General features: G+C 42.6%; 12 protein-coding genes. 5 read left to right on the top strand and 7 right to left on the bottom strand.

Going from position 1 to position 14,357, the window contains the following annotated elements; translation table 11 throughout:
* Positions 1 to 168: 168 nt before the first annotated feature.
* Both IQ234_RS15705 and IQ234_RS15700 read right to left on the bottom strand, forming a co-directional pair.
* Entirely contained in the window at positions 169 to 912 is a 744-nt protein-coding gene (locus IQ234_RS15705; RefSeq protein WP_193957763.1) for a DUF561 domain-containing protein, read from the bottom strand.
* A gap of 92 nt (positions 913 to 1,004) precedes the next feature.
* The gene (locus IQ234_RS15700; RefSeq protein ID WP_002756735.1) at positions 1,005 to 1,172 is read right to left on the bottom strand and encodes a hypothetical protein; all 168 of its coding nucleotides are present in this window, start codon (positions 1,170 to 1,172) and stop codon (positions 1,005 to 1,007) included.
* A gap of 191 nt (positions 1,173 to 1,363) precedes the next feature.
* Between IQ234_RS15700 and glmU the strand changes: the two genes are divergently transcribed.
* Both glmU and IQ234_RS15690 read left to right on the top strand, forming a co-directional pair.
* On the top strand, positions 1,364 to 2,716 hold the full coding sequence (glmU, locus tag IQ234_RS15695; RefSeq protein WP_193957764.1) for a bifunctional UDP-N-acetylglucosamine diphosphorylase/glucosamine-1-phosphate N-acetyltransferase GlmU: 1,353 nt from the start codon (positions 1,364 to 1,366) through the stop codon (positions 2,714 to 2,716).
* A gap of 274 nt (positions 2,717 to 2,990) precedes the next feature.
* Positions 2,991 to 3,572 (top strand): thioredoxin family protein, encoded by a 582-nt coding sequence (locus IQ234_RS15690; RefSeq protein WP_108937637.1) that lies wholly within the window; start codon positions 2,991 to 2,993, stop codon positions 3,570 to 3,572.
* Positions 3,573 to 3,892: 320 nt separating this feature from the next.
* Here the strand turns inward: IQ234_RS15690 and IQ234_RS15685 are convergent, their stop codons facing one another.
* A complete protein-coding gene (locus IQ234_RS15685) occupies positions 3,893 to 5,143 on the bottom strand; it encodes an FGGY-family carbohydrate kinase (RefSeq protein WP_193957762.1) in 1,251 nt (416 codons plus the stop codon).
* 2 nt (positions 5,144 to 5,145) lie between these two features.
* On the opposite strand from IQ234_RS15685, the gene IQ234_RS15680 reads away from it, so the two are divergent.
* Entirely contained in the window at positions 5,146 to 6,204 is a 1,059-nt protein-coding gene (locus tag IQ234_RS15680; protein WP_193957761.1) for a tocopherol cyclase family protein, read from the top strand.
* 96 nt (positions 6,205 to 6,300) lie between these two features.
* On the opposite strand, the gene IQ234_RS15675 is transcribed toward IQ234_RS15680, so the two are convergent.
* The 3 genes from IQ234_RS15675 to crtH all read right to left on the bottom strand — a co-directional run bounded on the left by IQ234_RS15675 (position 6,301) and on the right by crtH (position 10,404).
* On the bottom strand, positions 6,301 to 6,786 hold the full coding sequence (locus IQ234_RS15675; RefSeq protein ID WP_002777498.1) for a DsrE family protein: 486 nt from the start codon (positions 6,784 to 6,786) through the stop codon (positions 6,301 to 6,303).
* Positions 6,787 to 6,928: 142 nt separating this feature from the next.
* Positions 6,929 to 8,608 (bottom strand): ABC1 kinase family protein, encoded by a 1,680-nt coding sequence (locus IQ234_RS15670; RefSeq protein WP_193957760.1) that lies wholly within the window; start codon positions 8,606 to 8,608, stop codon positions 6,929 to 6,931.
* A 284-nt stretch (positions 8,609 to 8,892) separates the two neighbouring features.
* A complete protein-coding gene (crtH, locus tag IQ234_RS15665; RefSeq protein WP_193957759.1) occupies positions 8,893 to 10,404 on the bottom strand; it encodes a carotenoid isomerase in 1,512 nt (503 codons plus the stop codon).
* A gap of 384 nt (positions 10,405 to 10,788) precedes the next feature.
* Here crtH and IQ234_RS15660 point away from each other — a divergent pair, with 384 nt between their 5' ends.
* Positions 10,789 to 12,693 (top strand): polysaccharide biosynthesis protein, encoded by a 1,905-nt coding sequence (locus IQ234_RS15660; protein ID WP_193957758.1) that lies wholly within the window; start codon positions 10,789 to 10,791, stop codon positions 12,691 to 12,693.
* 40 nt (positions 12,694 to 12,733) lie between these two features.
* Here IQ234_RS15660 and IQ234_RS15655 read toward each other — a convergent pair whose 3' ends face one another.
* Positions 12,734 to 12,922, bottom strand: a complete 189-nt coding sequence (locus IQ234_RS15655) for a hypothetical protein (RefSeq protein WP_193957757.1) — start codon at positions 12,920 to 12,922, stop codon at positions 12,734 to 12,736.
* Between the two features lie 203 nt (positions 12,923 to 13,125).
* On the opposite strand from IQ234_RS15655, the gene cobW reads away from it, so the two are divergent.
* Complete coding sequence (gene cobW, locus IQ234_RS15650) at positions 13,126 to 14,160, top strand: cobalamin biosynthesis protein CobW (RefSeq protein ID WP_193957756.1); 1,035 nt, start codon at positions 13,126 to 13,128, stop codon at positions 14,158 to 14,160.
* Positions 14,161 to 14,357: the final 197 nt, after the last annotated feature.

The raw sequence follows: 14,357 nt of genomic DNA, 5'->3' as shown, positions 1-14,357 counted from the left end.
GGGGAAATGGGGAAGCTGTCTCATCTCCCTATCACCCCAAAACCCTATCACCCTATCTCCTGACTCCTGACTCCTGACTCCTGACTCCCGAATACTGATAACTGATTACAAAGGGAAAAAGAGAAGAAAAAACGGCCCCTTCTCCGTCGTATCTAGACAAAAATTGTTCTAGTTGCCAACATGGACCGGTTGTGCTTGCAGAGATTCGACCAAACCGCGCACAGCTGCCACCATAGCCACTTCATTATCCAATTGATTGATCGCCGAACCAACACCGATACCGGCCGCTCCAGCAGCGATCGCCATGGGCGCAGTAACAATGGATAAACCGGAAGCGCAGAGGACGGGAACCTTAACCGCATGGGAAATAGCGTGGGCTGCGGCTAAAGTCGGGGCAGCTTTTTCAATCAGTCCCAAAATACCGGCGTGACGGGGTTGACTGCTAGTGCCGCCTTCGGTTTGAATGATATCGGCACCTTGACTAACTAGAGCTTCTGCTAGTCTCACCTGTTGATCGAGGGGTAGGAGATGGGGAACTGTCACAGACAGGGTAATTTCGGGCAGTAAGTCGCGAGTTTGACGAGTTAGGGCTAAAACTTCCGCAGCTTCAAAAATGCGTCCTTGAGCATAAAAACTATCGAAATTACCGATCTCAATTAAATCGGCTCCCGCGTCCACTGCCATCACCAACAATTCTGGCTCGACGGCCGATACACATACGGGTAAATTTGTCAAGGCTTTTACCGCCCGAATTAGGTCAGCATTAGCGGCAATATCGACAAAAGTTGCTCCTCCGGCTGTAGCGGCTTTAACTACGGAGAGAACCTGCGAGCGATCGAAATTATTTAACCCACTAATCACTTTCAGGGCATGACGACGGGCGAAGGCTTGCTGTAAGGCAAAATTGATCATTAATCTACACCTATCTGGAATTCTCAAAAAACATTTTCCCACCTTCTCGCCGATCAGAGGGTGGGATTTGAGAATTCTTAGGGAAATTTTCTTTAATTTAGGTGTTGATTCTCTTGGTTTTTGCGCTTGAGGTTTTGCAGTTGTTGCAGCAGTACCTCGATTTCCGCTTCTAGATGCAGGTATTTTACCTGTTGATCAGCTTGGTAGGTGGTGCGAATCTGTTTCATGGCGGAGGATTCCTTAGTTAGTACAGTTGTCATAGCGGTATCTATAGAGTGCTGATTATGTTCAATTGTTTCAATTTGTGTATAGTACCTTAACAATGTCTTAAAGAAAACCTTTTTATGGTAGTTTCTCAACTGGCACAGGATCAAAGAGGGGAAAAATTCTTGCAACCAAGGGGATCGGAGTGCGATATACTCAGTCGCGAACGATATTGGCAAGCATGACCATGGTAGCGGTAGCAATTTTAGCAGCGGGTAAGGGAACCCGAATGAAGTCCAGCCTTCCGAAAGTTTTACATCCCCTCGGCAGTCGCTCGCTAGTGGAACGGGTGCTTAATGTCAGCGAATCCTTACATCCCCGGCGAAAACTGGTAATTATCGGTTATCAAGGGCAACAGGTGCGAAATACTCTACAGCATCTTGCGGATATCGAATTTGTCGAACAAAAGGAACAGTTAGGCACTGGCCATGCTATTCAGCAGTTAATCCCCCATTTAGAGGACTTTCAGGAGGATTTGTTGGTCTTAAATGGCGATGTTCCCCTGTTACGTCCCGAAACCTTGCAAAATCTTCTCCAGATTCATAAAAACCATGGTAACGCTGCCACCCTCTTAACTGCTAACCTCCCAAACCCGAAAGGTTACGGTCGAGTTTTTTGTGATGGCAACAATCTCGTTAAGCAGATTGTGGAAGAAAGAGACTGTAACGATGGCCAAAGACAAAACCACCGGGTTAATGGGGGTATATACTGCTTCAATTGGTCAAAATTAGCGGCGATACTGCCTAATTTAAAGCCCAATAACGATCAGGGTGAATACTATCTCACGGATGTGGTCAATTTTCTCGATCCCGTCATGGCTGTGGATGTGGAGGATTGTTTAGAAATTAGCGGCATTAACGATCGCAAACAATTGGCCGCCGCCTATGATATCCTGCAAACTAGAGTCAAAGATGATTGGATGGCCGCCGGAGTCACCATAATTGACCCCGATAGTGTCACCATTGAGGATACTGTCACCCTCAGTGCCGATGTGATTATTGAACCCCAAACCCATCTGCGCGGTGAGACGATAATTGCTTCCGGTTGTCGTATAGGTCCTGGGAGTTTAATCGAAAATAGTCGCCTAGGCAGCGATGTAACGGTCTTATTTTCGGTTATTTCTGATAGTCAGGTGGATTCTGGTTGTCGCATCGGTCCCTATGCTCATTTGCGCGGAGAAGCGAAAATTGGGGCTAATTGTCGAGTCGGTAATTTTGTTGAAATTAAAAAAAGTGACATCGGCAATAAAACCAATATTGCCCATTTATCCTATCTGGGAGATGCCACTTTAGGGGAAAAAGTTAACGTTGGTGCGGGAACAATTACTGCTAATTACGATGGTGTGAAAAAACACCAAACTATGATCGGCAGTGGCACAAAAACTGGGGCAAATAGTGTTTTAGTGGCTCCTCTAGAATTAGGAAAAAATGTCACCGTGGCCGCTGGTTCAACTATCACTAGAAATGTCCCTGATAATGCTTTAGTTATTGCTCGCGAAAGTCAGCGTGTAATCGAAAATTGGTCAAATCAGTTTCAGTAGGTTATGGCAGTTATCAGTTATCAGTTATCAGTTACCAGATGTGAGTTTTCAGTTATCAGCTTTTTTCTCTCATCTCCCCACTTCCCTACTTCCCCATTTCCATGCAGCTCTAACCAGCAATTTAGATAGGTCAATGGCTTATCAGTTCACTGATTACTGATTACTGATTACTGTTTACTGTTTACTGATACTGATTAAGGCGTTAAGTTTGCGCGATGAAGCATGAAATGCTATAAAAATCTCAGTCCTCCCTATAGAAAAGAGTAGAAACTTTATGGCACGCACCGAGTCCACAATGTTAGATTTGGGGACAAAAGCTCCCAGTTTTGCCTTACCCGATGTGGTTTCGGGTGAAACTATCTCTCTGGACAGCTTTGCGGCTAAAACCGCTCTGTTAGTCATCTTCCTCTGTGAACATTGTCCCTTTGTTAAACACATTCAAGAAGAACTTACCCGTCTAGGTCGCGATTATGCTAACACCAATCTCGGCATCCTCGCCATTAGTTCTAATGATGTGGAGAAATATCCCGATGATTCGCCGGCAAATTTGAAAAAAATGGCGATAACTCTTGACTTTAAATTCAATTTATGCTATGACGAAAGCCAAGAAGTGGCGAAAGCTTACACGGCAGCCTGTACTCCCGATTTTTTCCTCTTTGATAGTCAGCGCATTCTAGTCTATCGCGGTCAATTGGATGATAGTCGTCCTAGTAATGGTGTACCGGTGACAGGCAAAGATCTCCGGGCCGCTATTGACAAGGTTTTAGCCGGTCAACCGGTGCCGACGGACCAAAAACCCAGTTTAGGCTGTAATATCAAATGGAAACCGGGTAATGAGCCACCCTATTATGGTTAGATAATTCTTTTGTAAGTAGTTGGGTATTAAAAACTATCAGACACCCCTTATTAAGGGGGAAATAAGGGGGGAGCGGCACCCCCCTTATCAAGGGGGGATCAAGGGGGGATCGAACCCAAAATCTATACCCCACCAACAAACGGCTCTCTTAGGTTTGGTGGGCAAAATGTATTCTAAGATACATTCCTCCTAGCGAGGGGGTGGAACGAACCACAAGGACACAAAGGACACAAAGATTGATCGATCCTATGTAAGTTAAACTTATCACACAGAACCTAGAAGAGCCAACAAACTTTTTGCCGCAAACCCTACTTATGAGATTATTTCAATAGCGTAACCGATTGCTGTGCTAATAAGGCAGTACCATAGGCTGCTTGCTCCTGTTGAGATAAAAGCACAGGAACCCCTAAATGACGCTGACGAATTATTCTCCAAGTCGGATTTTTTGCTCCACCACCCGCACTATCAACTCGCTCTAATTTATTGGCCCCCAATTCCTGTAAACGCTGATAACCTAAAGCTTCAATGCGGGCAATACTTTCTAGTAAACCATGCAAAAATTCTAGAGGATTATCGGGACGAGGAGTCAGTTTTGCGGGTAAAAAAGGATCGTTAATGGGAAAGCGCTCGCCGGCTTTTAGGAGGGGATAATAATCTAAATTACTTTCTTTTTCTCCATCTATTGCTAAACTATAATTTCTCAATTCTTCATGAGAAAAAAACTTCTTTAACACCGCTCCCCCCGTATTAGATGCCCCACCAGTTAACCACAAATTTCCTAAACGATGACTATAGATGCCATAGTTACTATCATCAACTTTCTGGCTACTTAATAATTTTAAAACTAAAGTTGAACCTAAAGATGTCACTGCATCCCCTAAAGAATTAGCACCACTGGCTAAAAATGCCGCTATACTGTCGGTAGTTCCCGTATAAATTAAACAATCTTTCGGGATAGCAAAACGAGTCACTAAATCTGGTTTAATAGTATCGATCGCTGTACCCGGGGCAAAAATTTGCGGTAACAAATTAAACATCGGTAAATTCTCTAACCAATCGGGATAACAGAGATTTTCGAGATCATAACCTAACTTTAAGGCATTGTGATAATCACTAATTCCCAATTTACCGTGCAGGAGAAATGCTAACCAATCCGCTTGCGAGAGAAAATAACGCGCTTGGGAAAAAATTTCTTGCTCACTCCACCAGAGTAATTTAGCTAAACTAGAGGTGGCACTAATCACGGGATGGTGAGGAGGTGCTATAGCTTTAATTGCTTCTAAAAAGGCAATTCCTCGCCCATCATTGTATAATATTGCCTCAGAAAGAGGATTACCCCAATTATCACATAATAACACCGTCGAGGAAGTGCCATTAATAGCGATCGATTTAAGTTCTGAACGCACCGAATCCCCTAGATTATCCAATAAATAAAATAGGGACTTTTGCCAATCCTGAAAATTGGCATTAGTGAAGGGATAATGAACCTCAGCGACGATATTTTTGCTAGAATCAATAGCAATCGCTCGCGCTCCCGATGTGCCAAAATCAATACCTAAAGATAAACTCATAGATGTCTTCACAACCCCCTCATTCTGGCTACCATTGGGATGGTATCACTCCTCGATTTTTTGAAGGTTGGTACTTCCGAGTCATGATTCCGCAATTAGCCGACGGATTCGCCTTTATGTATTCTATTCAAGACCCAAGCGGCGGTCAAGTCAATAGCGGTGGAGCGGTACAAATTTTAGCCATAGAATCTAATTATCTTTGTCGCACTTTTCCCGATACGGATAAATTTTGGGGAAGTCGTCAGGAATTAGCTATCATCCATTGGGGAAAAACTAACTTAAAAATCCGTCCCCGTCTGCTTTCTCCGTCAGATTTTTTTGAGTCTATTCAAGAGGGTTATCAAGCAACAGCAAACCAGCAGCAAGGACGAATTTATGATCCCGTCACTGGAGAAATCTGTCAATGGGATTATTGCATTGAAACTAAGTACAGTTGGGGAGATAACAAGCGTCCACCCCAAGCAACAGCAGGAATATTATCTTATTTACCGATTTTTGACCCGGGTTGGCAGATTTTAACTGCTCATGGTTTAGCAACGGGAATGATTACCCATCGGGGAAAAAATTATCAATTTGAGAATGTACCTTTTTATAGCGAGAAAAATTGGGGTTATTCTTTCCCAGAAAAGTGGTTTTGGATTAATTGCAATGCTTTCCCTGAAAATCCCGATTTAACCTTAACCGCAGTGGGTTCTACCCGGAAAGTTCTCCACTGGACGGAATCGGTGGGAATTATCGGTATTCACTGGCAAAATCGCTTTTATAAGTTTGATATTTGGAATTCTCAACTAACTTGGACAGTGCAACCCTGGGGATACTGGGAAATGAGGGCAACTAACGAGGATTATACCATTGTCTTAATCGGGATCAGTGATCACCCTCCCGATCGCGTGCGTGTACCCACGGAAAAAGGTCTCTCTTTTGCTTGTCAAGATACCCTCAAAGGTAAATTATCGATAAAATTGGCTGATAGTCGTGGTAAAACCCTTATCAATGCCTCTAGTCGTCTAGCTGGCCTCGAAATTGGCGGTATTTGGCCATCAGCTTGGATTAAACAGTGATTTAAATCACCATTACGACGGGATAATATCCAGTTATCTGGCTGCATCTCAGACAACCTTGAGAGGCAGCCTCGATATTCTCTAGAAAATGCTCGATTACCAGCTAATTACTTTAACCGTTTCCTTAAATAAATTTGCTTCTAGGGAATCGGGGGAACTTGTCACCACACCGGCAATTAGATCTTCGGGTTTTATGGCTGCTTGTTTCATACAGGAGGGACAAATTAAGACTTTTCCCCCTTGACTGATGAAATCTACTAACATTGCTTGCAGGGTTTTACCGGTGATACCGTTAGTGTGTTGAGGAATGGTCGTCGCTGCCAGGTGTACCCCTGTAATATTCAAAAAAATGGTGGTTGAGTGGCCTTTTTTTAGCATATTGGTGGCGACACCAATGGCCATTGCAGCTCGCCAAGGATCATCGGTGGTTAAATTAACAAATAAATCGGATTTTTGTTGACCGACAGCGATTATTGCTTCGTTAGTTTGTACTGGAGAAAGGGAAGGATTAGCCAAGACTGGGATAGATGTAACTAAGGATAATCCGACAAGGGAACCAAGGGCTAAAGATTTTAATAACATTTTCTTGTCCTCTTGCTGCTGGGTGCAATGAAAACATTTTCATTATGATAATTTCTGGAAAATCTTGTCAACAGACAGCCTGTCAAACTTTAATTTTTGTTGCGGATAACAAAAACGATCTACTAATAAAAATGATAATTATTTACTTTTCTAGCATTTTATCTAATCTTTCCTGAATCAATAAAGCCATGGAAGAACGCAAAAAAAATAAACCAAATAACCCCGCTAGACTGAAGGGAATAATAGCTAGTTTGCTATAGTTGGTGTCTAACAAAAATATGGCTGAGATAAGGCTAAATCCCAATATACAGACATTGATTAATACTTTAATTCCCAGATAAATTCTTTTCAGAAGTCGTTCATTTTCCCGTGACTTAACTTGAAAAACTAAATTTCCTCGCTCGATTTTTTCCTCTAATTGACGGATCATTCTTTCGTTTTTATTACCTTTTTGCCATTGTTGTTTAAGAAAAGTGCGAGCTTGATTAGCTAGGGTAAGCATGGTGTTGGTAGTTCCTCCCGATACCGCTAGACTTTTCACAAAAGGTTGACTAGCTGCTAATAAATTATACTGGGGATCTAAAGAGCGGGCAATCCCATCCAAAGTGGTGACAGATTTAATAATAAAAGTCATTTGGGGAGGTAAGCGAAAAGGTTGCTGTTTAAACATTAAATACACTTGATCGCTAATTTGTTCAAACACCCTCACATCTACCGGTTTATCGCGAAATTCATCTAAGAGAAACTGCAAGATATTTCGCACAGGTTGCAGATCTCTAACGGGTTCAATTAACCCCATATACATCAAGGTTTTTAAGACTGTTTCCGTATCCTTTCTCAAGACAGCAAAAAAGGTTTCGATCATTTGATCTTTAGCGACGGACTTTAACTCGAACATCGTGCCAAAATCGTAGAAAATTAACTTCCCTTCCTGACTGACTGCCATATTACCCGGATGGGGATCCGATTGAAAAAAACCATCCTGTAATAGTTGTTTGAGATAGGAACAGATCCCCAGTTGAATAATCCCATCTACGTTAATACCATTAGCTAGTAAAGTCTCTCGATCATCGACTTTAATCCCCGGCACATACTCCAAAGTTAATACCTTGCGGGTGGTATATTGCCAGTAAACTAAAGGGACTTTTACTTGAGGATAATTCTTAAAATTTTCCCGAAAGCGATCAGCATTTTTGCCCTCATGTATATAATCGATTTCTTGAAAGAGTAGCTCAAAGAATTCTTGATAGATAGCTTCTAGATTATATTTTTTCACCACGGGGAAAATATTTAACCAACGGGTGAGACGATGCAACAATTCAAAATCGAGATTAAATAGTCTTTCTAGATTCGGTCTTTGTACTTTAATAACGACTTCTTCTCCACTTAATAACTGCGCTCGATGCACTTGTCCTAAACTGGCACAAGCGAGGGGAGAAACGCTAAAACTTGCAAATAAATTATCTAGGGGTTGTCCTAATTCTGTTTCAATAACTCGGATCGCTTCTTGACTATTAAATTCGGGAACTCGATCCTGTAATTGGGTTAATTGTTCGATATATTCGAGCGGAATTAAATCTGCTCGCGTCGATAAAGATTGCCCAATTTTAATAAAAGTTGGCCCCAAATTCATGAGGCGATCTACTAACCATTTCGCTCTCTTTTGCCGTTTTTTGCCCCTATTAGCCCCCGTTAAACGATCCCAGAGCAAAAAAATCAAAAACTGCGTTGTAAAGCTAAATATCTCCAATTGACGAATAATTGGCGATCGCAAGCTTTGCTGCCAATGTAAAGACTTCGAGGAATCAAAGGGAGTAAGCATTAGTTATCAGTTATCAGTTATCAGTTATCAGTTATCAGTTATCAGTTATCAGATTACAGTTATCAGTTATCAGTTATCAGTTATCAGATTACAGTTATCAGATTACAGTTATCAGTTATCAGCAAAACCGATCTACAGCGTTTCTCGTCAATGTGAAGTATAGATTAAACCTTGCCGAAGTAAGGATTCCAGTCGCAAAAATGCACCTCATCTATCTGAGAAACGCTGTCAAGTGTTACCTTCCTGTTTGCGAATTCGCTGGTAAAAATCCTGATTTTCAGCTTTTAATCTCTGCGACTAGGTAAACCGAGATCTACCGCTAGACGATGACTGCAAGCAAAACCAGAAAAGGCCACCGCGTTTAATCCTTGACCCGGGAAGGTACTATCTCCCACACAATAAAGATTAGGAATAGCTGTACGATTAAAAGGCATTCCTAATAAACCTAACAGTTTTCTTCGCGGTATTGGGCCGTAACTGCCATCGATTCTATTCAAAAAGCGGCGATGGGTGCGGGCCGTGCCAATTTCGATATAATCTAATCCTGTATCTAGTTTGGGAAAGAGTTTTTTCAGGCGCTCGATGAGACGATAAGCAGCGGCCTCTTTTTTCTGTTGATATTCTTGGGGAGGCAGTTTTTGCCATTGATCAATCCAGCTAGGGGTGAAAGTATGAATGATATGATGGTCTGGAGGTGCTAGGGAGGGATCGAGTAAGGTAGGAATAGAAACAAAGATAGTTCCCTGTTCTGCTTCCATATTTTCCCAATCTTCTAGTAAAATATGGTGACATTCGCTTCCTGATGGTAATACATCGGCCTTAACTCCCAGATGCAAACTCAGGAAACTGGGGGATTTTTGATAGCGTTTTTGCCATTTTTTTTCGCTGCCGGGGAGAGATTCCGGGGGGAGTAGTTTCTCGAAGGTATCCCAACGGGTGGCATTAGAAACAATCTTTTTAGCGTAATATTCCTTACCATTGGTCAATCTTACCCCGATCGCTCGTCCTGCATCTAAAATAATCTTATTCACTCTCGCTTGATACTGGATTTCACCACCAGCTTTTTCCAATCCCTCGACTAACTTGAGAGCAATCTGTCCTACTCCCCCCCGGGGATAGTTAATTCCCCCGTAATGGCGATCGCTAAAGACCATTCCCGCATTAATCATTGGAGTGCGATCGGCGGGTACTACCGACCAACAATAACACTCCATGTCGATAAATTTCAATAATTTCGGGTCTTTAATATATTTTCTGGCCACATCTCCCACATTTTGGGGTAAATACTTGACCAATCCCAAACAGGATAAAGGATGCTGGAAAAAAACCCTAGTCAGATAGCGGGGTTCTTCCAGTGATAGTAAATCCATACTATTGAGGCAATTAAAAACCTGCCAGCATTCATCGTAAAAGCGCCGGATACCGGTTTTTTCTGCGGGAAAATGGCTAATTAATTCCTGTAAAAATTGTTCGTAGTCGCGATGAACTTTTAGGTCTAATCCGTCCGGGAGATGATAATGGATCTGGACGGGATCGGCAATGGTTTCGATACTCATATCCACCGCTGCCAAAGCTTTGGTTAGGAGGTTAGTCGTCCCCTTTTTGCCAAAACCAAAAATCATCGAAGCACCCACATCAAAACGATAACCCTCTCGTTCAAAATAACCCGCGCTGCCTCCCGGAATCAGATAACTCTCTAAAACCAAGACTTTTGCTCCTTTTGCCGCTAATTGCGTCGCTGTCACCAATCCCCCGATTCCCGACCCAATCACGATCGCATCGTACTGATTACTCATAAATTGACTCGATAAATTTTTGTATCAATTCTTGATTGTAACTCTTGACTAGCGGTCATCTATCGGCTAGTTTGGGGGAGCAAAAAATTTTTGGGGAGCGATGAAAAGTTGGTAAAAGGAAAAAAAGTCTGGACAAATCTGGCAACTTGACATAGTTGGATTTGGTTGATATTATCTCCGGAAAGACAGGCAGCACTACTGTTATAAAAAATATTGGCTCTTCTTGTTTCTGTGTGGAAGGGAGAAGAATAGGGGTAATTTTCCGTGAATATATTCTTCAAAGCCTTGCCTAGCAAGACTCGTCCGAATAATAAGCACTGATTATCACACCAAGTCGAGAGGAGCTAAGTAAATTTACCTTAAGATTAATTAATCAATTGGATAATGTATAGAAAACTGGCGAACAAAATCCTTAAATTGGCTAATTCCCTATCTAGGTCATCGAAGCGATCTCTTCTAATTATCACCGATTGCCTGATTTTTTGTCTGAGCATCTATCTGGCCTTCTCTCTCAGGTTGAATCTCAGCCTCGAATATCAGGAAATTAGGCCTTTTTTAGGGGAAATATTGGGCTTAATTGCCATTAAAACTCTAGTTTTCTATCTCAGAGGTATTTACCGTCCCGTAGTACGTTATACAGGATTAGAGTTTCTTTCCTCCGTACTGCAAGCGGTTCTCTATAGTTCAGGGGTTTTAATCAGTCTTGCCTACTTTCAAGGGGATGCTTTTTTGCCGCGTTCAGTCCTGATTATCGACGCATTGTTAACCCTAGTATTGGTTATCGGGGTGAGATTGTTGATTCGTTCTGTCTTTCACCGTCTGAATATTTACATCAGTAGTGTAGATAGAGAACCGACAATTGTTATCTATGGTGCGGGGATTGTGGGTTGTCAATTGGCACGTTCCCTACAAAATGACCCCCACTATCGTTTATTAGCTTTTGTTGATGATAATCCCGATTTGCAGCAGCGAGTGATCCAAGGCATTAGGGTTTATCCCCCCTCTCAATTGGCACTACTGCACCAAAAACGGGCCTTTGACTGGGTTGTTCTCGCTATTCCGAACCTAGACAAGGCCAGAAAGCGGCAAATCATCGAAAGTCTAGACACTTTACCCATCGACATTAAAACCGTTCCTCCCCTCTCAAAAATTTTATCGGGAGAAGCGACCATCAATCAGATTCGCAGTGTCGATGTCTCGGAATTATTAGGACGGGAAGAAATTCTACCCCATCCCGAACTTTTGGGAAAAAATGTCACCGGTAAAGCGGTGTTAGTCACCGGGGGTGGCGGTTCCATCGGTTCGGAATTATGCCGACAAATTGCCTTCCTCAAGCCAAAATGCCTCGTAATCTACGAATTAAACGAGTTTTCCCTCTACAAAATCGATCTCGATTTGGGCGAAAATTATACTGATTTACGCAGGTATGCCTATCTAGGCAATGTTCTTGACCGCAATCATCTAGACCGAGTCATCCAACAACACCAGATTGAGACAATTTATCACACGGCCGCCTATAAGCACGTTCCCCTTGTGGAAGCCAATCCTAGTCAGGGAGTTTACACTAATGTTTGGGGCAGTTTAAATGTCGTTCAGACCGCGATCGAGAATTCGGTTAGTAATTTAGTTCTTATTTCCACTGATAAGGCCGTCAGACCGACTAACATTATGGGGGCCAGTAAACGCTGTGCTGAGTTAGTCGTGCAAGCTTTGGCCGCTTTATCCGACAGTTCCACCTGTTGCGCGATCGTCCGCTTTGGCAATGTTCTCGATAGTAGCGGTTCCGTGGTGCCGCGTTTCCGGGAACAAATCGCCCAACGTAAGAATATTACCCTCACCCATCGCGATATTATTCGCTATTTTATGTCTATTCCAGAGGCGGTGCGTTTGGTTATACAAGCAGGAGCCATGGCTAAGGGGGGTGAGGTATTCCTCTTAGATATGGGTGAACCGGTAAGAATTTACGATTTGGCCCTACAGATGATTCGTTTAAGTGGCTTGGAATTAGGACAAGATATCGATATTGAAATCACAGGATTAAGACCGGGGGAAAAACTCTACGAAGAATTATTAATCGATACCGATAAAGCTCGTCCCACCGCTCACCCAAAGATTTTTTGCGCTCATGAACACTTTCTTGCTTGGGAAAAATTGCAAATCAAATTAGAGCAATTGCTTAATTATATTCAAGTTAATGACCGTCAGGGCTTAGTTAAATCCCTACAAGATTTAGTTCCCGAATACCAGCCTCCGCAGCCAATGGCAAGTAATTTGTCAAGTAAAAAGTGAAAAAGAGGAGTTTTACCTCTCCTCTTTTTGACAAAATTTATTAATCTAATTGAACCGAATGCTCTTGTTTTAATTGCTTTTGAATGGTTTTTACCGTCTGCTCAATTTTATTGATTCCGCGAGAAGAAGGGCGATTTACTCTATCAGCTATAGGAGAAGTTTGTTGAATAGCAATGCTTAAATAAAGAGGAAAAGCGAGGGTAAAGGCTAAAAAAAGACGTTGTAACATAATCCACTCCCACAAAAGTTTTTCAGCGATTATTTTAGCCGGCTGAAACTTTTACCAGAATAACGACTAACTGGGAAAATTTCAGCTAGTTTGTGACAGTCCGGCAATTGGTGGGACAATCCTAAAGAATTAGCGCTGAAACCCTCAACCCTAGACCGAGAGTCTGATACATTGATCTAAGAATATGATCGATCGCTCTATCTATGCACAAAATTCCAGTTACTGTGATCACGGGTTTTCTGGGTGCGGGAAAAACTACCCTCATCCGTCATCTACTGCAAAATAATCAAGGCCGCCGGGTGGCCGTTATGGTAAATGAATTCGGAGAGGTGGGAATTGATGGTGATTTGTTGAAAAGTTGTCAGACCTGCGACGACAACCCCAACGATAATATTGTGGAATTGACCAACGGTTGTCTGTGCTGCACAGTACAGGAAGAATTTCTCCCCACTATGCAGAAATTGCTGGAGCGACGGCAACAGTTGGATTGTATGCTGATCGAAACCTCGGGATTAGCTTTACCTAAACCTCTGGTTCAAGCTTTTCGCTGGCCGGAAATCCGCAACGGTGCGACGGTGGACGGAGTAATCACGGTGGTGGATGGTTTTGCTATCGCTAGGGGTCGTCTGGTGGCGGATTTGGACGCTTTAACAGCACAAAGGCAAGCAGACCCCAATTTAGAACACGAAACGCCTATTGAGGAGTTATTTGAGGATCAGTTAGCCTGCGCTGACCTGGTACTCTTAACTAAAACCGATTTAATCAGCGAAATTGAATTAGAAAAAATTATTAATTGGCTGAAAACACAACTGCGATCGACGGTAAAAATAGTTACTTGTGCCGATGGACAAATTAGCCCCGATGTGCTACTGGGATTTAATGCCGCCGTCGAGGATGATTTAGCTAGTCGTCCTAGTCATCATGATCACGAGGAAGAACACGATCACGATGAGGATATCAATTCCGTGCAGTTTTGCCTCGATTCTCCCGTAGATGCCCGAATTTTGACCCAAAGGATTAAAGAATTGGTGGCCCGAGAAGAAATCTATCGGGTTAAGGGATTTGTTAATGTGGCCAATAAACCGATGCGTATGGTGTTACAGGGTGTCGGCGATCGCTTTGATTCTTTCTTCGATCGACCCTGGCAATCCACGGAAACGCGGCAAACTCGCTTGGTCTTTATCGGACGCTCCCTCGATAGTCAGAGAATCGAGCAGGCCTTAACTAGGGTTTGCTGAAGAAGTTTTTCGTGGGGGTGTGGGGTAGGGAGATTATTTTTATTTATTCTCCCTTCTCCCCCTCTACAATAGACCTCCTGCAAAAATAGGAACTGATTATGTAAAATAAAGTAAAACACTCAGAAAAACAATGACTTACGAAAAAGTAAAAAATTTGAATCCAGAAGAGTTTAAACGCTTTTGTGGAGTATATCCTG

The sequence above is a fragment of the Microcystis aeruginosa LEGE 91341 genome (assembly GCF_015206885.1).
GTDB lineage: Bacteria > Cyanobacteriota > Cyanobacteriia > Cyanobacteriales > Microcystaceae > Microcystis > Microcystis aeruginosa_H.
This window is presented reverse-complemented; position numbering and strand designations above follow the sequence as displayed.

Bases quoted from the DNA above. Each gene is read 5' to 3' on its own strand.
- IQ234_RS15700 (WP_002756735.1), bottom strand. From the start codon at position 1,172: ATGACAACTGTACTAACTAAGGAATCCTCCGCCATGAAACAGATTCGC.
- IQ234_RS15680 (WP_193957761.1), top strand. From the start codon at position 5,146: ATGTCTTCACAACCCCCTCATTCTGGCTACCATTGGGATGGTATCACT.
- IQ234_RS15655 (WP_193957757.1), bottom strand. From the start codon at position 12,922: ATGTTACAACGTCTTTTTTTAGCCTTTACCCTCGCTTTTCCTCTTTAT.
- IQ234_RS15675 (WP_002777498.1), bottom strand. From the start codon at position 6,786: ATGTTATTAAAATCTTTAGCCCTTGGTTCCCTTGTCGGATTATCCTTA.
- IQ234_RS15670 (WP_193957760.1), bottom strand. From the start codon at position 8,608: ATGCTTACTCCCTTTGATTCCTCGAAGTCTTTACATTGGCAGCAAAGC.
- IQ234_RS15660 (WP_193957758.1), top strand. From the start codon at position 10,789: ATGTATAGAAAACTGGCGAACAAAATCCTTAAATTGGCTAATTCCCTA.
- IQ234_RS15685 (WP_193957762.1), bottom strand. From the start codon at position 5,143: ATGAGTTTATCTTTAGGTATTGATTTTGGCACATCGGGAGCGCGAGCG.
- glmU (WP_193957764.1), top strand. From the start codon at position 1,364: ATGGTAGCGGTAGCAATTTTAGCAGCGGGTAAGGGAACCCGAATGAAG.
- cobW (WP_193957756.1), top strand. From the start codon at position 13,126: ATGCACAAAATTCCAGTTACTGTGATCACGGGTTTTCTGGGTGCGGGA.
- crtH (WP_193957759.1), bottom strand. From the start codon at position 10,404: ATGAGTAATCAGTACGATGCGATCGTGATTGGGTCGGGAATCGGGGGA.
- IQ234_RS15705 (WP_193957763.1), bottom strand. From the start codon at position 912: ATGATCAATTTTGCCTTACAGCAAGCCTTCGCCCGTCGTCATGCCCTG.
- IQ234_RS15690 (WP_108937637.1), top strand. From the start codon at position 2,991: ATGGCACGCACCGAGTCCACAATGTTAGATTTGGGGACAAAAGCTCCC.